Raw genomic sequence first — 19,628 nt, 5'->3', positions numbered from 1 at the left:
ATACCATGCCCGTCTGCCGTGCTGTCCAGGGCCGCCGTCTACCATGCAGGTGACCTCCGCGTCGCCCGCCCCGTAGGGTCGGCGGAGGTGGACTGACGTGACGAACCCGGAGGAGGTGCTGGTGAGCGAGGTCGGACGAGGCACCGTGCTGGCGGGCCGCTACCGCATCGTCGCGCCCGCACCCTCCGACCTCGACGGCGCCACCGCGTGGCAGGCCACGGACCAGATCCTCGACCGCCCGGTGCGCGTCCGGGTCCTCGAGGCCGGTGCCGTCGCACCCGCCCTCGACGCCGCCCGTCGCGCCGCGCTCGTGACCGACGCCCGCCTGGTCCGCGTGCTCGACGTCGGCACGCACGAGGGCGTCGGCTACGTCGTCTCCGAGCAGGTCACCGGCCCGTCGCTCGCCCAGCTCGTCGCGCGGGCACCCCTCACCCCGGACCAGGCGCGGGCCGTCATCGGCGAGGCCGCGTCCGCGCTCGAGGTCGCCCGTCGCCGCGGTGTGCACCACCTCGCGCTGCGCCCCTCCGTCCTGCACGTCAACTCCGACGGCCGCGTGCTGCTCGGCGGGCTCGCGATCGACGCCGCGCTCCTCGGCACGGCCGGCGGCGACGCCCGTGCCACCACGCGCTCCGACACCGTGGGGCTCGTCCGGCTGCTGTACGCCGCCCTCACCGGCCTCTGGCCCGCGGGCGACCGTCCCGGTGCCGGCGACCCGCTGCCCGAGGCCCCGCTCCTCGGCGCGCGGCCCGTCCCGCCGTCCGACCTCGTCGCCGGCATCCCCGCAGACCTCGACACCCTGTGCGCCGTGACCCTCGGCCCGCACGACGACGGCCCGCACAGCCCCGGTGAGCTCGTGCGCGAGCTCGAGCCGTGGGGGGAGATCCGCGCCGTCGCGGGCGTCCCCGACGCGACCGCCGTGCTCGGCGGTGCCGTCGCGGCCGCGACCGAGCCGACGCTCGCCGACATCGTCTCGCAGGACACCGAGCCCGTGCGCGTGCAGCGTCAGTCGGTCCGGAGCGCGTTCGACTCGCCGCCGCCGGGCGCCAACCGACCCGGCACGCCGCCGCCCGCGGCGCCGTCGCGGTCCAGCGCGTTCTCCGCGGCGGGTCCGGGTGCCGGGGCCGCCGCCGGTGGTCCGCCCGAGTACGTCGACCCCACCGTGCCGATCGCGCCCGATCTCGTCGGCGGTACCCCCACGGCAGCGTTTGCCGGTGCCGGTGCCGGTGCCGGTGCCCAGTCCGGGGCGGACGCCGTCGGGACGACGAGCGTCCTCCCCGCGGGGGGTCCCCCGACGGCCGTCGCACCGCCCACCGCAGCACCCGGTGCGTTCGCGTCCCACGGCGCACCCGTGTCGCCCGCGGCCGCGTCGGTGCCCCGAGCTCCCGTCGCGCACGTCCCGCCGCCCCCCGGCGACCCGAGCGGCCCGGCCGGAACGTACGGCGCCGCACCCGTGCGTCGACCGACGTCCGCGTACCGCACCGACGGCTCCTCCGGGCTGCCCCCGGTGCTTCCCCCCGACGACGGCCTCGAGTCCTTCGACGAGCTCGGCTGGGGCGAGCCCGACGCCCCCGAGCGCCGCCGCTTCGACCCCACCAAGCTCGTGCTCGCCGTCGTCGCGGTCGCCGTGGTCATCGGCGTCGTGCTGGCCTTCCGTGCGCTCTTCTCGTCGCTGGACCCCGGGGACACCGGGGCGCAGCCCGACGACCAGACGCAGGAGCAGCCCGCCGAGTCCGCGGCACCGGAGCAGCCCGCCGAGCAGCCCGGTGAGACGCCCGCAGGTGAGGCGCCCGCCGCTGCCGCCCCCGTGATCGCGTCGACCACGTCGTTCGACCCGTCCGACTCCGACGGGGAGCACGAGGAGGCCGTCGCGCGCGCCTACGACGGCGACCCGTCGACGTTCTGGTACACCCAGACGTACAAGCGCGACGACTTCGCCGGCTTCAAGAACGCCGTCGGCTACGTCGTCAACCTCCAGGCCCCCTCGACGCTGTCGAAGGTGACGCTGCACGTCAACGGCACCGGGGGGAACGTCGAGATCCGGAACACCACCGCGGCCGACCCCGGCGGTGGCACCGTCCTCGCGTCCGGGCCCGTCGGCCCCGACACGGTCTTCGAGTTCGACCCCGTCGAGACGTCGACCGTCGTCGTGTGGATCACCCAGCTCCCGACCGCTGCCGACGGCGGCTTCCGCCTCGAGCTCAACGAGATGTCGCTCGGCTGACCCTGAGGCCACGGGACGCGCGGAGCCGCCCGGCGCCACGTGTCCCGGCGGTCCGGACTGGAACAGATCCGGCCTACGATCGGTTGAGCGAACAGCCCGCAGCCGGCACCCCGCCGGCCCGCCGTACCCCAAGGACTCACGTGAGCGACCAGCCCAGCACCGTGCGCGACCTCGTCATCGTCGGATCGGGCCCCGCCGGCTACACCGCCGCGATCTACGCGGCCCGCGCGGGCCTCGCGCCTCTCGTCGTCGCCGGCTCCGTCACCGCCGGTGGCGCGCTCATGAACACCACCGAGGTCGAGAACTTCCCCGGCTTCCCCGACGGCATCCAGGGCCCCGAGCTCATGGACGCCCTGCAGAAGCAGGCCGAGAAGTTCGGCGCCGAGGTGCTGTGGGACGACGCCGTGTCCCTGTCGCTCGAGGGCGACGTCAAGACGGTCACCGTCTCCGGCGGAGAGACGTTCGCCGCGCGCGCCGTCATCCTCTCCACCGGCTCGGCGTACCGCGAGCTCGGCCTCGACGACGAGAAGCGCCTCTCCGGACGCGGCGTCTCCTGGTGCGCGACCTGCGACGGGTTCTTCTTCCGCGACCAGGAGATCATCGTCGTCGGCGGCGGTGACTCCGCTGTCGAGGAGGCCACCTTCCTCACCCGGTTCGGCAAGCGCGTCACCCTCGTGCACCGCCGCGACCAGCTCCGCGCGTCCAAGATCATGGCCGACCGCGCCGCGGCCGACCCGAAGATCGAGTTCGCGTGGAACTCCGAGGTCGTCGCCATCCACGGCGAGGACAAGGTCACCGGCGTGACCCTGCGCGACACGGTCACCGGCGAGACCCGCGAGCACCCCGCCACCGGCGTGTTCGTCGCGATCGGCCACGTGCCGCGCACCGACCTGCTCGTCGGGCAGGTCGACCTCGACGACAACGGCTACGTCTCGGTGCAGGGTCGCTCGACCCTGACCAACATCCCCGGCGTCTTCGCCGCCGGTGACGTCGTCGACCACACCTACCGCCAGGCGATCACCGCGGCCGGCTCCGGCTGCGCCGCCGCGCTCGACGCGCAGCACTACCTCGCCGCGCTCGGCGACACCGCGCACGACGTCGTCGACCCGGTGCCCACGACCGTCGCGCCCGTCCTCGTCCAGGAGGCCTGATGAGCACCCTCACCGCCGTCACCGACGACACCTTCCAGTCCGAGGTCCTCGAGTCCCCCATCCCGGTCATCGTCGACTTCTGGGCGCCCTGGTGCGGCCCGTGCCGCATGGTCGCGCCCGTCCTCGACGAGCTCGCCGCGCAGTACGACGGGCGCGTCAAGATCGTCAAGGTCAACGCCGACGAGAACCCCCAGGTCACCGGCGACTACGGGATCGTGTCGATCCCCACGCTCAACGTGTACGTCGGCGGCGAGCTCGTGAAGTCCGTCATCGGCGCCCGCCCCAAGGCGTTCTACGCCGGCGAGATCGAGGACGTCCTCACCGCAGCCTGACATCCGCCGCACGGCGCACGGGCCGTCGTTCCCCCGCCAGGGACGGCGGCCCGTCCGTCTGCCACACCACCGGCCGGCGCCCGATCGGCACCACTCCGCACGTCTCGCCGCACGCATGCTGCGCGGGCACGGCGTCGTGACGTGCGACACTGCCAGGATGACCACGCAGCCTGGGCCCCCGCGCGAGACGTCGGGCGGCCACCCCACGTCCTCCGCCGCGGCGGGAACCGGCACGCGCCTCGACCCCTGGCTCTCGGCGTACGCCGAGCGCACGCACGGCATGCGCGCCTCCGAGATCCGCGCCCTCTTCGCCGTCGCGAACCGGCCCGAGGTCGTCTCGCTCGCGGGCGGCATGCCGTTCCTCGAGGGCCTCCCCCTCGACGACCTCGCCGAGCTCGCCGCCCGCGTCGTCGCGACGCGCGGCCTCCAGGCGCTGCAGTACGGCTCCGGCCAGGGCGACGAGACGCTCCGCGAGCAGATCCTCGACGTCATGCGGCTCGAAGGGATCGACGCCCACCCCGACGACGTCGTCGTGACCACGGGGTCCCAGCAGGCGCTCGACCTCGTGACCAGGATCTTCGTCGACCCGGGCGACGTCGTCGTCGCCGAGGCCCCCTCCTACGTGGGCGCGCTCGGCGTCTTCCGCGCGTACCAGGCGGGCGTCGTGCACGTCCCGATCGACGCCGACGGGCTCGACCCGGACGCGCTCGAGTCGACTCTGGCGTCGCTCGCCGCCGCCGGTCGCACCGTCAAGCTCCTCTACACGGTGCCGAACTTCCACAACCCCGCGGGTGTCTCGCTGTCCGCCGAGCGCCGACCGCGTGTCCTCGAGATCGCGCGGCGATACGGAGTCCTCGTCGTCGAGGACAACCCGTACGGGCTCCTCGGCTTCGACAGCGAACCGCGCGCCGCCATCCGCTCGCTGGACGCCGACGGCGTCGTCTACCTCGGGTCCTTCTCCAAGACCTTCGCGCCCGGCTACCGCGTCGGTTGGGTCGTCGCCCCGCACGCCGTCCGGGAGAAGCTCGTCCTCGCCTCCGAGTCGGCGATCCTCTGCCCGTCGAACGCGTCGCAGCTCGCGATCTCGACCTACCTGTCCACGGCGGACTGGCGCGGCCAGATCAAGGTGTACCGCGAGCAGTACCGGGAGCGACGCGACGCCATGGTGTCCGCGCTCGCCGAGCACCTGCCCGAGGCGTCGTGGAACGTCCCCGACGGCGGCTTCTACACCTGGGTCAGGCTGCCCGACGGCCTCGACGCCAAGGACATGCTCCCCCGGGCCGTCACCGCCCGCGTCGCGTACGTGCCGGGCACCGCGTTCTACTTCGACGGCTCGGGCGCCGACCACATGAGGCTCTCGTTCTGCTACCCGACGCCGGAGCGCATCCGCGAGGGCGTGCGGCGGCTCGCGGGCGTCGTCGCCGGGGAGCGCGAGCTCGTCGAGCTCTTCGGCACCAGCGCCGGCGGCGGATCCGACAGTGTGCAGTCCCCCGGTCCTGACGTCGCCTGACCTCGCATGTCCGTACCGCCGTGAGTGCCTCGCTGACCGCTCGCCGGACGTTCGTCGTGCTCGTCGCCCCCCGCGTCGCGCGTCGCGCCGACGACCGACGACTCCTCCCGCCGGTCGTCGGTCCGGCGTCCGCGGCCTCTCGTCTCCCCTCGACGTCCGCCGTGCTGGTTGAACCCGGAACCGCGCGTCGCGCCTGCGCCCGGTATGTCCTCGCACCGCCTGTCGGTTCTGCCTCGGCTGCCTCTCGAGTCCTGCCGGCCGCGGTGCTGGTTGAACCCGGTACCGCGTCTCTCGCCTGCACCCGGTACCTCCTCGCACCGGCTGTCGGTCCTGCCGCGGCGGGCTCTCAAGTCCCGACGGCCGCGGTGCCGGTGGACCCCGACACCGCGCGTCGCACCTCCGCCCGACGCCTCCCCGCACCGGGACTTCGTTCGGCGTCCGCGGTCTCCGGCGTGCACTCGACGTCGGCCGAACCCCGCGAGCGTCGGTCGCAAGGTCCGGTCTCCTCCAGAACCCCGGCGGACCGCACACGTCGGAGCTCTCACCGCCGCGCCGTGTGCCACCGTCGTCCTCGACCCGTACCGCCTCGCGCTCTCGGAGGAACCACGCCGTGACCATCCCGCCTTCGCCACGCGTCGCCGTTCTCGCGGGCGGCCTCTCGCACGAGCGCGACGTGTCCCTGCGCTCAGGGCGGCGCGTCGCCGAGGCTCTGCGGTCGGCCGGCATCGAGGTGTCGATCCACGACGTCGACTCCGATCTCGTCCCCGCGCTCAGCGAGCTCCGGCCCGACCTCGTGTGGCCGCTCCTCCACGGTGCCTCCGGTGAGGACGGGTCCGTGCGGGACGTGGTCCAGCTGCTCGGTCTGCGGCTTCTCGGTACCGGCCCGCGCGCGAGCCGCGTCGCCTGGAGCAAGCCGATCGCGAAGACCATCGTCGCCCGGGCCGGCCTCGCGACCCCCGAGTTCGTCACGCTGCCGCAGTCGCTCTTCCGTGAGCTCGGGGCGGGGCGCGTCCTCGACACCGTCGTGGCGCGGCTGGGGCTGCCGCTCGTCGTGAAGCCGTCGCGCGGCGGGTCGGCGCTCGGCGTGAATCTCGTGACGTCCGCCGACGACCTGCCGCGCGCGATGGTCGACTGCTTCTCCTACAGCGACACCGCACTCATCGAGCGAGCCGTCGTCGGGACGGAGGTCGCGGTCAGCGTCGTCGACACCGGTGACGGTCCCTTCGCTCTCCCTCCCGTCGAGATCGTGACCGACGGGGCGTACGACTACGACGCGCGCTACAACCCGGGGCGGGTCGAGTACTTCACCCCTGCCCGGCTCGACGACGAGTCGGCGACCGCCGTCCGCGAGGCGGCGGTGACCGCGCACCGGGCGCTCGGGCTCACGCGCCTGTCGCGGACGGACCTCATCGTCGACGTCGAAGGGCGGGCGTGGTTCCTCGAGGTCAACGTGGCCCCCGGGATGACCGAGACCTCGCTTCTACCGCAGGCAGCCGAGGGTGCAGGGCACAATCTAGGAGACTTGTACCGATCGCTCGTGCTTGCCTCTCTGACCTAGCGCGAAGGGGCGCGAACCCGCAGGTCCGCGCCCCTTTCGTCCCGGTTCAGTCGAACTGACGGGTCAGCTCTTCAACAGACCCGGGTCCTCGGGCGCCAGGCTTTCCAGGATGCGGTTGAGGTCCTGCACCGACGCGAACTCGACCGTGAGCCGACCGCGCGTCTTTCCGAGCGCCACCTTGACCCTCGTGTCGAAACGGTCCGACAGGCGCGCGGCGAGGTCGTCGAGCGCCGCGTTGCGGTCCCCCGCTCGCGGCGCAGCGCGACGCGTCGGGGGCGCGCCGTCGACGCCGAGCGAGACGATCTCCTCGACCGCGCGCACCGAGAGTCCTTCGGCGACGATGCGCTGCGCGAGTCGCTCGATCGCCGCGCCGTCGCTCAGACCGAGCAGAGCGCGAGCGTGGCCCGCCGACAGCACGCCGGCGGCGACCCGGCGCTGCACGAGCGGCGGCAGCTTGAGCAGACGGAGCGTGTTCGAGATCTGCGGCCGCGACCGGTGGATCCGGGTCGCGAGCTCCTCGTGCGTGCAGCCGAAGTCGTCCAGCAGCTGCTGGTACGCCGCCGCCTCCTCGAGCGGGTTCAGCTGGGCCCGGTGCAGGTTCTCCAGCAGCGCGTCGCGCAGCAGGTCAGAGTCCTCGGTGTCCCGCACGATCGCCGGGATCGTGTCGAGCCCGGCTGCCTGAGTCGCGCGCCAGCGGCGCTCCCCCATGATCAGCTCGTAACTGTCGCCGACGGCGCGGACGACGACGGGCTGGAGCACGCCGATCTCGCGGATCGAGCCGACCAGCTCCTCCAGCGCCTCCTCGTCGAAGACGGTGCGAGGCTGGCGCGGGTTGGGACGGATCGCGCCGACCGGCAGCTCGGCGAAGCGGGCGCCGGGGACCGGCACGAGTCCGTCGGGGTCCGTGTCCGGCACCGCGTGCGTCGACGTGCCGTTCGAGCCGGCCTTGTCGCCCGCACCCGGCCCGGCGTCGGCGGCAGCGTCCGCCGACGTCGGTGCCGCGCCGACGCTCACCGAGCCGTCGACGCCGTCGCGCGAGGACTCGGTCGTGGTCGCGTCCTGGACGACCGCAGCAACCGTCGTCGTGCCGTTGGTCGGCACGCTGTCGCCACGAGCCGCGGTGCCGTCCGATCCGCTCGCGGCGGCGGCGCCATCGGAGGCGTGCTGCTCCGTCGACGGAGCGGGTGCGCCCTCGCCCGCGTCCGTCGCGCCACCGTTGTCCCGCCTCGCGTCGGGGAAGAAGACGTCGACCGGACGCTCACCCGATGGCCGCTGGCCGTCCAGTCCTGTCGGGATGAGTGCCCCGAGGCCCCGGCCGAGCCCGCGTCGCTTCTCGCTCACTGGTCCTCCTGATGTGCGGCCATGACAGGCTCGCCGTGGTGCTGCTCGTGGGTCGCGGCGACGGCGGTCGGCGCGGCAGTGTGCGGGTCGACCGCGGTGTGCTGGTCGGTTGAGGCGTTCGCGTTCGCACCGTGTCCGTGCGTGACGGACTCGGCGGCCACGCTCGCCGACGCCACACCGTCCGCGCCGTCGGTGGATCCGTCGGCCGTGGCAGCGCCCCGCTCGGCGATCTCACGCGCCGCCTCGAGGTACGCCAACGCGCCCGAGGAGCCTGCGTCGTAGGTCATCACCGTCTGGCCGTAGCTCGGCGCCTCCGAGATCCTGACCGACCGCGGGACCGTGGTCCGCAGCGTGCGATCCGGGAAGTGCGTTCGCACCTCCTCCGCGACCTGCTGCGCGAGATTGGTCCGGGCGTCATACATGGTGAGCAGGATCGTCGAGACGTGGAGGTCGGGGTTGAGGTGGGCCTGGATCAGCTGGATCGACTTGAGCAGCTGGCTGAGCCCTTCGAGCGCGTAGTACTCGCACTGGATGGGGATGAGGACCTCACGTGCGACCACGAACGCGTTGACCGTCAGCAGCCCCAGGCTCGGTGGGCAGTCGACGAAGACGTAGTCGATCGGCTCGAGTCCCTGCGCTGCGCGCCACTCCAGGTATCGGTCCAGGGCGTTCCGCAGCCGCGTCTCCCTCGCGACCATCGAGACCAGCTCGATCTCCGCGCCCGACAGGTCGATCGTGGCGGGCAGGCACCACAGGTGGGGGACGTCAGGGCTCTCCTGCACGGCCTCCTCGATCGGGGCGCCGTCGACCAGCACCTCGTAGATCGACGGGGTGCCGGCCCGGTGGTCGATGCCCAGGGCGGTAGACGCGTTCCCCTGCGGGTCGTTGTCGAGCACCAGCACGTTGAGGCCGGCCTGGGCCAGCGCAGCCGCGAGATTGACCGTGGTGGTCGTCTTGCCGACGCCGCCCTTCTGGTTCGCGACAGTGATCACGCGCGTCGCTGACGGGCGCGGGAAGCGGCGACCGCGGAGCTCGATCCGACGGCGGGCGTCCAGCTGGAGCTCGGCCATCAGCGGGGTCTCGTGATCCGCCTGCGGGAGGCTGTTCACGAGAGCGGCGCGTCGGTGCTCGTCGCTGTCGACGTGGAGAGGGACAGGGTCGCCGCCGGCAGACAGCGGCGAGTGTTCAGGGTTCACGTGCAGTTCGTCGTCCTCATCGGGCGCCGCGGCGCGGTCGTCGAGACCGCTCGGGGTGATGGCCTCCTCAACCCCGTCCGCCCGCGCATCGCTCTCCGCTCCAGGCGCCACGAGTTCCGGGGCGAGCTCGAGACCGGCGGACGACTGAGCGGCGGTGCCAGCCGCATCGGGCGCAGCAGGGTTGTCGACAGATTCTCCCCCATCACCGTCAACCCCCGTGACCGTCGAAGGGGTGCTTTCCGTCGTCGCGTCGGCGCCCGCGTGAGAGGCGTTCGGTGCTGACACCGTCTCGTGGAAGATTCGGACGCTGCCCTCGACGTTCGACGTCGCCGTTTCACGTGAAACGAGTGAGGCGTCTTGAGGCTCCTCGCTCGCACGCGCGGCTCCGACCGGCTGACTGTCCGCGGGAGGCGCCGTCGTTGGCTCGGACGGGATGAGCGGCGCGCCGTCGTCGGAGGTCGCGCGCCACTCGGGAGCCGACGATGCCGACCTCGCATCGGCCTGCAGCACGTCGTGGCGCGCCTCCGACGAATCCCCGCTGCGCTCGCCGTCGGGTGCCAGTGACCAGTTCGGGCGGAGGGCGAGGTCGACCTCATCCGGAGCCGTCGGCGCGTCCGTCGTCGTTCCACGTGAAACGTCTCCGAACCCGCTGTCCGCGGTCGGCGACGGCAACCCGTGCGCGACGGCCGGACCGCCTGTTCCACCCGGGGAGGGCTCCACGCTCGCCCACGCGCTTCCGAGAGTCACTGGCGAGTCGACATCGCTACCAGACGTCGCGCCGCTCCCCCTCGGTGGGGCGCTCAGCTCGGTCGTCGCGTCGCCGGCCGGCGTCCAGACGGGCGCCTCAGGGTCGCCTCCGCCCGATGCGGCGCCGAACGGTGTCGGCGCCGGCATCAGGTTCGGCTCCGCCGACACCGGCTCCGCCTTGCGCTTCTTCCTACCGAACACCTGCCACCTCCCGTACGACTCGGACGACTCGAGTGGGCTCGACTCCCGCGATCGTCGACGCCAAGGCCACCTCGGCAACGCCCGCACCCCACTTCTTCCCGACGTGCTTGGCGTCTTGCACTTCCTGCTCAGCCTTGTCGCCCTTGAGCGCGACGAGGACTCCGCCTGGGCGTAGGAGAGGAAGTGCCATGCGGTAGAGCTTGTCGAGCGAGGCGACTGCGCGCGCCGTGACCGCATCGCCGACGAGTCGGCCGTGGACGTCCTGTGCCCTGTTCCGCTCGATGACGACGTTCTCGAGGTGCAGCTGCGCGGCGACCTCGGTCAGCCAGTCGGTACGACGCTCCATCGGCTCCAGGAGCACGACCTCGCACTCGGGCCGCATCGCGGCCACCACGATCCCCGGCAGGCCGGCGCCGCTGCCGAGATCGATGATCCGCCCCTGCTCCGGTAGGAACGGCACGACTGCTGCGGAGTTCAGGAGGTGTCGAGACCACAACCGCGTGACTTCGCGGGGTCCGACCAAGCCGCGGAGCACACCCTCGTCGACGAGCATCGAGTGGAATCCCGCGACCGCAGGCCACGCCGCCCCGAAGAACTCGGTCACCGCCGGGTCGCCCGTCAGGGGATCACCAGCGCCTGTCACGTCGGGGGCCTCACCCGTCACTACGTCCCCCGTTTCACGTGAAACAACGCTCTGTGTGGCGCCCCGCGTGCGCACGGTGTGCGTGGTGAACCTCCACACGCGCCGCCCGTGGGCCGCGGCGACGACCCACCGTACCGTGCGGTCCGGCGCCCTTCTGGCCCATCCACAGGCGGGTCGCGCACCCATCGCCGACATCCCGCCCGACACGCCGATGTCGACCCTGGCCCCTGTGCCGCACGCCGGCCGCCGCCGTCGTCTCCGCACGCTCGTGAAGCCTCACGGACCCTGCGATCCATCGATCGACGAGGTGGCGACACCTTTCCGGTTCCTCGACCAAGCGTCCGGTGGCTCGCGGGCCCGCACGACCGGTCACTACCCCACCGCTCAGGCATCCGGACACCCGCACGTCTGGCATCGAACGCCGCCTGGGTTCTCACCGGCCGTCGCGCCGTCCGGACCGCTCCGCCGGGTGCCGGCGCCCGGGGTCGGAGGCTGAGTGAACGCACGCCGAGCCCTGGGCCCGATGCCCGATGCCCGATGCCCGGCGCTCGGCGCTCGGCGCTCGGCGCTCGGCGCTCGATGGTGCTCTGCGCGCGGTCATCGGCGGTCGGCTTGGCGCTTGGCGCTTGGCGCTCGGCGCTCGGCGCTCGGCGCTCGGCGCTCGGCGCTCGGCGCTCGGCGCTCGGCGCTCGGTCCCCGGCACTCGGCGCTCGGCGCGCGGTCCCCGGCGCTCGGCGCGGACCTTCAGTGCACAAGCCTGGCCTCGCGCGCCTGCGCTGAGGACGCGACGCACGGCGCCGACGACGCGTGGTCGTTGGACGGCAGTCGGTGCGTCATGCGCCGTGCGTATGAAGCGGTGCGGCCCCCGCAACTCGCCCCACGACGTCGGCGGTCGTAGCTCGACCGCTGCTCCGCAGTTCGTGCGCTCGGCTGCCGCTCCGCGGGACCCCGAGCTTGTGTGGACGATCGCTTCACCTTCGCGCTTCCTGGGCCGCCCACGCCCGGTGGGTCAACCTGCCAGCCAGCTGCTCTCTGCCATCGGCACCCAGTTCTCCGATCGCTGCTTTCGGCCTCACTGCCCGTGAGCGCTCCAACCGCGCGGGGCCGTGCCTCCTCTTGCTGCCTGCTCCCCCGTCGTCTCGTGGCCTGCCTCCCGTTGGAGCCCCAGCTCCTGGTCCACCGCACTGCTGCCTCCCGGTCGCCTCCTCCTCGACATTCCTGGACCACGGTTCTAGTGCGCCCGGCCGACTCGCTGTTTCCCCGTCCTGCCCGACCTCCAGGCCAGGTTCGCCATCAGCCTCCTGGTCGACCGCTCCCCCGCTCCCTGCGGCTTCGGTTCGCTCCGCCCTCCGGTCCGCTGCTCCCCCGCGCTCCTCTTCCTCGTCTCCACGTCTGGTCCCCGACTCCCCACCCGGCCCGGTCTCCGTCCCCTTCTCCCGGTCACGCGCTCCAGCTGTCCGATCCGCAAGCCACCTCCCCCGGCCTCTGACTCCGCCTGGGCGCCTGGTCCGCTGCTCCTTCCCACGGCCTGGACCCCGCTCTGCCCGCCCCAAGGCCGCGCGACTCCTCGTCCTCCGTTGCCCAGCCTTGACTCCGCACCTATGTCGGCCTGCTGCGTGCATGCGGGCGGAGTTCGCTGCCCGGAGCCCGGGTGCTCGGTGCTCGGTGCTCGGTGCTCGGGTGCCCGGGTGCCCGGGTGCCCGGGTGCTCGGGTGCCCGGGTGCTCGGGTGCCCGGGTGCTCGGGTGCCCGGGTGCCCGGGTGCTCGGGTGCTCGGTGCTCGGGTGCTCGGGTGCTCGGTGCCCGGGTGCTCGGGTGCTCGGTGCTCGGGTGCTCGGGTGCCCGGGGTGCTCGGTGCCCGGGTGCCGGGGGTGCTCGGGTGCCCGGGTGCTCGGTGCTCGGGTGCCCGGGGTGCTCGGTGCCCGGGTGCCGGGGGTGCTCGGGTGCTCGATGCTCAGTGCTCGGGCGCCCGGGGTGCTCGGCGCTCGGTGCTCAGTGCTCAGTGCTCAGCGCTCGGCGCTCGGTGCGCGGTGCTCGGTGCTCAGTGCTCGGTGCTCAGTGCTCAGCGCTCGGCGCTCGGTGCGCGGTGCTCGGTGCTCAGTGCTCGGTGCTTGGTGCTCGGCAGTTCGACACCCGACACCCGGCACCCGGCACTCAGCACTCGGCACTCGGCACTCGGCACTCGGCACTCGGCGCTCGGCGCTCGGCGCTCGGTGCCACGCTGGCCGCTGGAACCCGGTGCGCAGTGCCCGGCTCCGAGCGGCTCGCTGCTCGGTGCTTGGCACGAGATTCGGTACTCGCGGCAGTGACTCAAGGACCGCGGCGTTCGTTGCAGCTGACCGGCGACTGCCGGTCGGCTGCCACTGGCGCGCGGGGACGACGCCGGCTCGGGACCGTGGCCGACTCGCCCCGGAGCGCGTCACGCGGTACCGGGAGCCTGCCATCCGGTCGGCGCGGGCTCGCGCCGTTTCGGCGCTCATGCCCTGCCTCCAGACGGCCTCCGCAACCCGTGCAGCTTATGCCCGCCCGCTCGCCGTCTGTTTCACGTGAAACCAACGCGCGGCCGAGCGACAACGGTACGTCCGCGGGTGGCGCGTGCAACGGCCCGCGGGGCGGGGCGTGTTTCACGTGAAACTCGAGCGGTCCCACGTACTCGAGATCAGCGCTCCGTGGCCGCCCGCACCATAAGAGGCCTGAGAGCGACTGCGTCTCCGCTGGGTTCTTCACCCGCCGCGTCTCACACGCCGCCAAACCTCAAGCCGTTCGGAACGCAATCGCTCGCCCGACCCCGTGGGCGACACGTGCTGCGCGGCGCGCGAGTGTGCCTTGACGTCTGTTGCTGCGCTCGGTGCGTGGCCTGCACGCACCTTGTCGACCGACTCGTGCAGGGGCCTCTGTGGCACGACTCTGGGCTCCCCCGGTGTGCGCGCCTCGCGTACCCGACCGACGCTCCCGCGCGGCGCGCGGCGTGACCCGCCTGCCGCGCGCCACACTGCGCCGCGCCGCTGGCACGGTTCAACACCGATCGTCATGAGATCGAAGCCTGGTTGGACGCTCCCGCCGGATGGACGGCGCCCACATAGCTCCGCCGCGTCAGCGGCGCCCGGACCGTGCGTCTCACAACTGACGGCGGATCAGTCCGCCTGGCAGCGACACCGCGCACCGTTTCACGTGAAACAGCCGTTCGCCTGCGGAGCGAGACGGTCATGGTCCCGGGCAAGCCCGGGTGGGCGGGACGCTTACGCCCGGAATGCTCGCCCTCTCGACCGACGCGCCCGGTGTTCAACCCGACGTGGGCGGACGCCCGCCGCCCGGGCGAACTCATGACGAGTGAGTGGTCCGTCGACTTCTCGGAGCATCACCCTCGGGGAACATCGGACCCGCGCAGCCCTCACACGCGGACCTCCCGCGCTGCATTGCCCGTCGGCCTCTGCTCACACTCGACTCGCGCTGGAGCGAGGCGCCAGGAGGCAAGGCGTCCACCAGCGCATGGGGCGTTCAGCTGCGGGCACCGCGCACGGTGACCGGCGTCGATCGACGCGCACCGGCTTGTGCAGCGGCTTTCCCATCGTGGCGGCGCACCGCCCGGGCCGGCAACGCAGTCGGGGGGTCCTGCGGCGATCTGGTCCGCCCTGCCGGACGCCCCGCCTGCCCCTGCGGAGTCCATCTACTCCGCCGGCCCGGCACAGAGTGTCTGTTGTTGGGCGAGAATTGCTGATGACGTGATGCGCGCGTGCTACTCGCCTTCAGACGTTCTCCTCCAGTCCCTGCAGCTCATCCTCAGCCGGACGTGTCACGTCGATGGCGGCTCGGGAAGCCTCCGCTGTGAAGAGATGTCCCGCGGGGTCTCTTCGCGCAAGCCCGCACGTGGGTCGACGCTCCGTGTCGGTGATCAACCGCCTGAGCGAACGAACGTCTGTCGTCCGGTGAGCGTCTCCGGTTCGTAGCCGAGACGCTGTCTCTTGCCCCGCGCCGAGTGGACGTGGCCACGACGTCCGTGATGGGAACGACGCCGCACTTCCGCTTGTCAGACGACTCGGTGCCGACATGGCTCCCATCCGGCGAGGCTCGCAGCGCGTGTCAACGCTTCCTGCGAAACGACACGTCGTCAGTTCGACCCCTTCGCAACAGAAGCTCACTGCTTACCGCTCGACGCCAGCCGCCCGCAGGCGGCGGCCTCGGCGGGCTCGTCGCGGGCCTGCTCCTTACCGCTCGCCGCTCACCAACGCGCGAGCCACCCGCCCGCCGTCACGTGAAACGCGTCGACTCGACGCTCCGCGCGATTGCTGATGCTTGACGGTCCCGCGCCACCACGCCCTCACGCGGCGATGGGAAGGCCGAACCTCACCGCGTACCCGAGCTGCGCCGACGCTGAGAGCACAAGTCTGCAGACTTGATCCAGTTCGCCCAATGCCCACCCCTGCGGCGTGCGCGCGCCCGCCGACAACCTCTCCACGTCCGGGATTTGACCTCTTGATGGCATATGACCCGCCTGAAGAACACTGCGTCCATCTGTTTGCAGCCGGCGGCAAGCGAAGGCTGCTCACCCGCAGCCACCGCGTCGAGGTGTCTATCGAGCCGGGGGCCGCCCCGGGGCTCCAGCGAGTGCGGTTGAGGAGGGCCTCACAGCAGGACCAAGCCCGTCGGCCCCACCTGACATCCGAAGCCCACCCGCCAGCGAATCCCCCGCGAACCTACGAACTCGTCGCGGCCCTCACCCGTAAGCACAACGCAATCGGCCCGGCGCAACTCCGCTCCACCGGTCAGCTGAGCGCGCCCGGGCCGGCACACAACAAGTCAGCCGACTGACATCCGGATCGAACGGAGATCCGCATCAGAGCGCTGCCTGTTCGTCAGGGATGCCACCCCACGCCTGCGTGCGGTCCGCGACGCGGCGGTCGGGTATCGGAACCGGATCGGAGGACGTCCCTGATCACGGTCCAGACGTCTTGCGATCTCGAGCCTGCAGCGGCCAGTGGCACATGGGTGGGCCGCTGGGATGTTGAGCGTGAGCCGACGAGCGCTGCCGCCACCATCGCGCACAGTTCGAGGCACCGGACGCAGTGGTGTCCCCCTCCACCGGAACGACCGGCAACCTCGCGCGAGCCATTCGTCGGCAGAGTGACCGCCAAACAGGCCTCGACTCGCTATGGGCATAGCCCTCGGGCGAGATGTCAGCGACGCCCAACCAGTCCTGTTTCACGTGAAACAGCTACGAAGCGTGAAACGTTCGTCGCGAGACGCGCCGACACAGTCAGCGACCCGCCTCCCACTCGCCTACCGGCCACCCGGGTTGCGACTAGCCAACAAGCGCTTCGCAGACGCAAGTCCGTCGACAGAGCGACCTTCGACCGCACCTCCAGTCGGCTCGTCCCGTGTTTCACGTGAAACGCGCACACTCACGGCTCGTTGGCGCCGGTCGCCGAGGGGATGACGGCGGCGGCCTGGCGCAGTGGTCGGTAATCCGTCGTCCGTCGTCGTTGCCGTCCGGCGTCCGGCGTCCGGCGTCCGGCGTCCGGCGTCCGGCGTCCGGCGTCCGGCGTCCGGCGTCCGGCGTCCGGCGTCCGGCGTCCGGCGTCCGGCGTCCGGCGTCCGGCGTCCGGCGTCCGGCGTCCGGCGTCCGCGGCGAGGGTAGCCGCGTCATCCTCGTGATCGTCCCCGCTTCCACGCGGGACTGCACTGGCGTGAGTGCCCTCGGTCGTGGCAAGTCGCCCCGGGACCACATCGGAGACGACAAAGGCGGGGCGACCGAAGTCACCCCGCCCTGTGGACGATCTCCCCGGATCAGGCCGGGCGGATCACCACGTGCCGATCGGGCTCGACGCCCTCCGAGTCGCTCGACAGCCCTGCAGCGGCGACGGCGTCGTGGACGACCTTCCGCTCGAACGGGTTCATCGCCGTGAGTGCGACGGGCGCCCCCGACGTCTTGACGCGGGCGATCGCGTCCTCCGCGACGCCCACGAGCTCGGTGCGCCGAGCCGCACGGAACCCCGCGACGTCGAGCATGAGGCGGCTGCGCTCCCCCGTCTTCGTCTGCACGGCGAGGCGTGTCAGCTCCTGCAGGGCGTCGAGCACCTCCCCGTCGCGGCCGGCGAGGCGACGCAGCGAACGGTCTTCCGGGTCCTCGGAGACGATCTCGACAGCGGCGCGACCGTGGTCGATGTCGATGTCGATGTCACCGTCGAGGTCGGCGATGTCGAGGAGCTCCTCGAGGTAGTCCGCGGCGATCTCGCCCTCTTCCTCGAGGCGCTTGGTGCTGGTGGACTCGACCGCTTCGTCGGGCGAGCTCGGGCTCATGAGGTCTCTCCGATCGTCGACAGGATTGTCGGCTGACGTGGGTGGACGGGTTCTACGACCGCGTCGGGCTGTCGGGGCCGGCACCGTCGCCGCCCGCACCGCCCTGCGCGTCGCGAGAGGGCTGGGTGCGAGAGGCACCGCCGCTGCCGGGCTTGCTTCCACCGGACTTGGCAGGGCCGGTCTTGCCCGTGCCGGGCTTCGCACCGCCGGACTTGGCGGGACCGGCCTTGGGTGCGCCGCCCTTCGGCTGGCCACCCTTGGGTGCCGCGCCCTTGGCGCTCGGACCGCCCGCGGGGGTGGTCGCCCCGCTGGCGGTGACGGAGCTCGACGTCGGCGCTGCCGCGTCGCCGCTCTCCGTGCCGGATCCTGCGGCAGAGCCCGGGGCGCCGGCGACTCCCTTGGCCCGGTCCTTCCGCTTGGGCTGCTGACGCTGGCCGCGCGGCTTCTCCTCGATGACGGCGGTCGAGGTGGTCGGCTCCTCGAGCGTGATGCCGCGGGCGGCGGCGCGCCGGGCCTTGCGCTCCTTCATCAGGCGCTCGGCCTCGGAGCCCGGTGCCGGCATGCGGCGGATAGTGTAGAACTGCTGGCCCATCGACCACAGGTTGGTGGTGGTCCAGTAGATGAGGACACCGATGGGGAAGTTGACGCCGGAGAAGGCGAAGATCAGCGGCAGGACATACAGGAGCACCTTCTGCTGCTGCGCCATCGGGCCCTGCAGGGCGGCGGGCGGCATGTTCTTCATGGTCAGCTGGCGCTGCGTGAGGAACGTGGTCGCGGACATCGCGATGATGAGGACGACGGTCACGACGCGGATGTGCCAGTTGTCGCCGGCGGTCATGAACGTGCCGGACAGCGGGGCGCCGAAGATGGTGGCGGCCTCGGCCTGAGCGGCGAGCTCGGGCGTCATGGGGCCGATGGGGTCGTAGGTGCCGGCGGCGATGCGCGGCAGCTCGATGAGCACCCGGAACAGGGCGAAGAAGATCGGCGACTGGAGCAGGATCGGCAGGCAGGACGCGAACGGGTTCGTGCCGTGCTTGCGGTAGAGCTCCATCGTCTCGCGGCTCATGGCCTCACGGGACGCGGGGTCGGTCTTCCCCTTGTACTTCTTCTGGATCGCCTGCATCTCGGGCGCGAGCAGCTGCATGCCGCGCGACGCCTTGATCTGCTTGAAGAACAGCGGGATCAGCAGGATCCGGATCACGATCACGAGACCGACGATCGACAGGCCCCATGCAGCGCCGCTCTCGGGGTCGAGCCCGAGCGTCGTGAACAGGGCGTGGAACTGGACCATGATCCAGGCCACGACGGTCATGATGGGACTGAGCAGTCCGTCGAACCACGACATCCGGGGGCTCCTCGGAGGGGATCAGTGCGTGGACGGAGCCACGTCAGGGTGACGGTGAAGACGGTGGTGGTGCGGAGGACGCGCCGGTGGAACGTCGTCGACGCCCCCGGGGTTCCAGGGGTGGCACCGCAGCAGCCGGCGCGCGGCGAGCCACGAGCCGTAGAGCAGCCCGTGACGCGTGACGGCGATGACGGCGTACTGCGAGCACGACGGGTAGAAGCGGCAGGTGGGCGGTGTCATCGGCGAGATGAACCGCTGGTACCCGCGCAGGAGGAGCAGCACGAGCTGGGCCGGCAGGCGCACGGCACCACGCACCACGGATCGCCAGGTCATGGGGCGGCTACGCCTGGGCCGGGCGACGCGTGAGGCGCCGCGTCGCGGTGGCGAGAGCGGAGTCGAGGTCGGCCCCCAGCCGCGCGTAGTCGGCGGTCGCTGCGGGCGGGAGCGCCCGGACGACGAGTCCCGCGTCGGCGGGAAGCGTGTCGAGGTGGCCCCGCACGAGCTCGCGCAGCCGTCGCTTGACGAGGTTGCGGCGGACCGCCGTGCCCACGGCCTTGGACACGACAAGACCGACCACGGGACCGTCGGGTCCTGGGTCGGTCTTGGTCGTCAGGTGCACCACGAGGGTGTCCCGGCCGCTGCGCGCACCACGGCGCACCGCCTGCTCGAAGTCGGCAGCGCGGCGCATCCGGTGCGCTGCGGGCAGCACCGGCGCTGGCGTCAGGCCGAGAGCTCGGAGCGACCCTTGCGGCGACGGGCCGCGAGGATCGCGCGACCCGCGCGGGTGCGCATGCGCAGACGGAAGCCATGCGTCTTGGCGCGGCGCCGGTTGTTCGGCTGGAACGTGCGCTTGCTCACGAGAGTCTCCACTACATCCGGGTTGGGCCCCGCGCGTGGGCGCGTGACCTGGTCTGTCTGCCGAGCTCGACTGCTCCAAGGACACGCACGCGGCGTGTGGCGTCAGGGCGCGCCAGCAGGAGCCATCAGGAAGGCTGGACAACGGTACGCCGCGTCGTCGCGGCCGGTCAAATGGGCCGGAGCGCCACGTCCGCCTGCCGGGAGCCTACCTGGACAGCTGGTGAGGTCA

13 protein-coding genes are annotated in these 19,628 nt (G+C 72.3%); 5 read left to right on the top strand and 8 right to left on the bottom strand.

The window, feature by feature from the left end; genetic code table 11:
• Positions 1-97 precede the first annotated feature (97 nt).
• From GXP71_RS16610 to GXP71_RS16590, 5 genes are all read left to right on the top strand, one after another.
• The gene (locus tag GXP71_RS16610) at positions 98-2,221 is read left to right on the top strand and encodes a protein kinase family protein (protein ID WP_162353549.1); all 2,124 of its coding nucleotides are present in this window, start codon (positions 98-100) and stop codon (positions 2,219-2,221) included.
• A gap of 140 nt (positions 2,222-2,361) precedes the next feature.
• Entirely contained in the window at positions 2,362-3,372 is a 1,011-nt protein-coding gene (trxB, locus tag GXP71_RS16605; RefSeq protein ID WP_162353548.1) for a thioredoxin-disulfide reductase, read from the top strand.
• Positions 3,372-3,704 carry a thioredoxin gene (trxA, locus tag GXP71_RS16600; protein WP_162353547.1) on the top strand — a complete coding sequence of 111 codons (333 nt, stop codon included), beginning with the start codon at positions 3,372-3,374 and terminating at the stop codon, positions 3,702-3,704. The genes trxB and trxA overlap by 1 nt, the downstream gene beginning before the upstream one ends.
• Positions 3,705-3,861: 157 nt before the next feature.
• Positions 3,862-5,214 (top strand): PLP-dependent aminotransferase family protein, encoded by a 1,353-nt coding sequence (locus tag GXP71_RS16595; RefSeq protein ID WP_162353546.1) that lies wholly within the window; start codon positions 3,862-3,864, stop codon positions 5,212-5,214.
• Positions 5,215-5,824: 610 nt separating this feature from the next.
• Positions 5,825-6,772 (top strand): D-alanine--D-alanine ligase, encoded by a 948-nt coding sequence (locus GXP71_RS16590; RefSeq protein ID WP_162353545.1) that lies wholly within the window; start codon positions 5,825-5,827, stop codon positions 6,770-6,772.
• A 63-nt stretch (positions 6,773-6,835) separates the two neighbouring features.
• Here the strand turns inward: GXP71_RS16590 and GXP71_RS16585 are convergent, their stop codons facing one another.
• The 8 genes from GXP71_RS16585 to rpmH all read right to left on the bottom strand — a co-directional run bounded on the left by GXP71_RS16585 (position 6,836) and on the right by rpmH (position 19,399).
• A complete protein-coding gene (locus GXP71_RS16585; protein WP_162353544.1) occupies positions 6,836-8,113 on the bottom strand; it encodes a ParB/RepB/Spo0J family partition protein in 1,278 nt (425 codons plus the stop codon).
• Positions 8,110-10,257, bottom strand: a complete 2,148-nt coding sequence (locus GXP71_RS20570) for an AAA family ATPase (protein ID WP_304515693.1) — start codon at positions 10,255-10,257, stop codon at positions 8,110-8,112. Before GXP71_RS20570 ends, GXP71_RS16585 begins: the two co-directional genes overlap by 4 nt.
• Positions 10,247-10,999 carry a 16S rRNA (guanine(527)-N(7))-methyltransferase RsmG gene (gene rsmG / locus GXP71_RS16575; RefSeq protein ID WP_370520948.1) on the bottom strand — a complete coding sequence of 251 codons (753 nt, stop codon included), beginning with the start codon at positions 10,997-10,999 and terminating at the stop codon, positions 10,247-10,249. The genes GXP71_RS20570 and rsmG overlap by 11 nt, the downstream gene beginning before the upstream one ends.
• Before the next feature lie 5,684 nt (positions 11,000-16,683).
• On the bottom strand, positions 16,684-17,196 hold the full coding sequence (locus GXP71_RS16570) for a R3H domain-containing nucleic acid-binding protein (RefSeq protein WP_162353543.1): 513 nt from the start codon (positions 17,194-17,196) through the stop codon (positions 16,684-16,686).
• Positions 17,197-17,248: 52 nt separating this feature from the next.
• On the bottom strand, positions 17,249-18,541 hold the full coding sequence (gene yidC, locus GXP71_RS16565; protein WP_202924274.1) for a membrane protein insertase YidC: 1,293 nt from the start codon (positions 18,539-18,541) through the stop codon (positions 17,249-17,251).
• A gap of 21 nt (positions 18,542-18,562) precedes the next feature.
• Positions 18,563-18,874 carry a membrane protein insertion efficiency factor YidD gene (gene yidD / locus GXP71_RS16560; RefSeq protein ID WP_162353542.1) on the bottom strand — a complete coding sequence of 104 codons (312 nt, stop codon included), beginning with the start codon at positions 18,872-18,874 and terminating at the stop codon, positions 18,563-18,565.
• Positions 18,875-18,881: 7 nt separating this feature from the next.
• Positions 18,882-19,250: a ribonuclease P protein component gene (gene rnpA, locus GXP71_RS16555; protein WP_162353541.1), complete on the bottom strand. Its 369-nt coding sequence runs from the start codon at positions 19,248-19,250 to the stop codon at positions 18,882-18,884.
• A gap of 11 nt (positions 19,251-19,261) precedes the next feature.
• Positions 19,262-19,399: a 50S ribosomal protein L34 gene (rpmH, locus tag GXP71_RS16550; RefSeq protein ID WP_013885212.1), complete on the bottom strand. Its 138-nt coding sequence runs from the start codon at positions 19,397-19,399 to the stop codon at positions 19,262-19,264.
• Positions 19,400-19,628 lie beyond the last annotated feature (229 nt).

The organism is Cellulomonas sp. H30R-01, assembly GCF_010119915.1.
Lineage (GTDB): Bacteria > Actinomycetota > Actinomycetes > Actinomycetales > Cellulomonadaceae > Cellulomonas > Cellulomonas algicola.
This window is presented reverse-complemented; position numbering and strand designations above follow the sequence as displayed.

Excerpts from the sequence above, each read along its gene's own strand:
- trxA (WP_162353547.1), top strand. The coding sequence starts at position 3,372 with ATGAGCACCCTCACCGCCGTCACCGACGACACCTTCCAGTCCGAGGTC.
- GXP71_RS16595 (WP_162353546.1), top strand. The coding sequence starts at position 3,862 with ATGACCACGCAGCCTGGGCCCCCGCGCGAGACGTCGGGCGGCCACCCC.
- GXP71_RS16570 (WP_162353543.1), bottom strand. The coding sequence starts at position 17,196 with ATGAGCCCGAGCTCGCCCGACGAAGCGGTCGAGTCCACCAGCACCAAG.
- yidC (WP_202924274.1), bottom strand. The coding sequence starts at position 18,541 with ATGTCGTGGTTCGACGGACTGCTCAGTCCCATCATGACCGTCGTGGCC.
- yidD (WP_162353542.1), bottom strand. The coding sequence starts at position 18,874 with ATGACCTGGCGATCCGTGGTGCGTGGTGCCGTGCGCCTGCCGGCCCAG.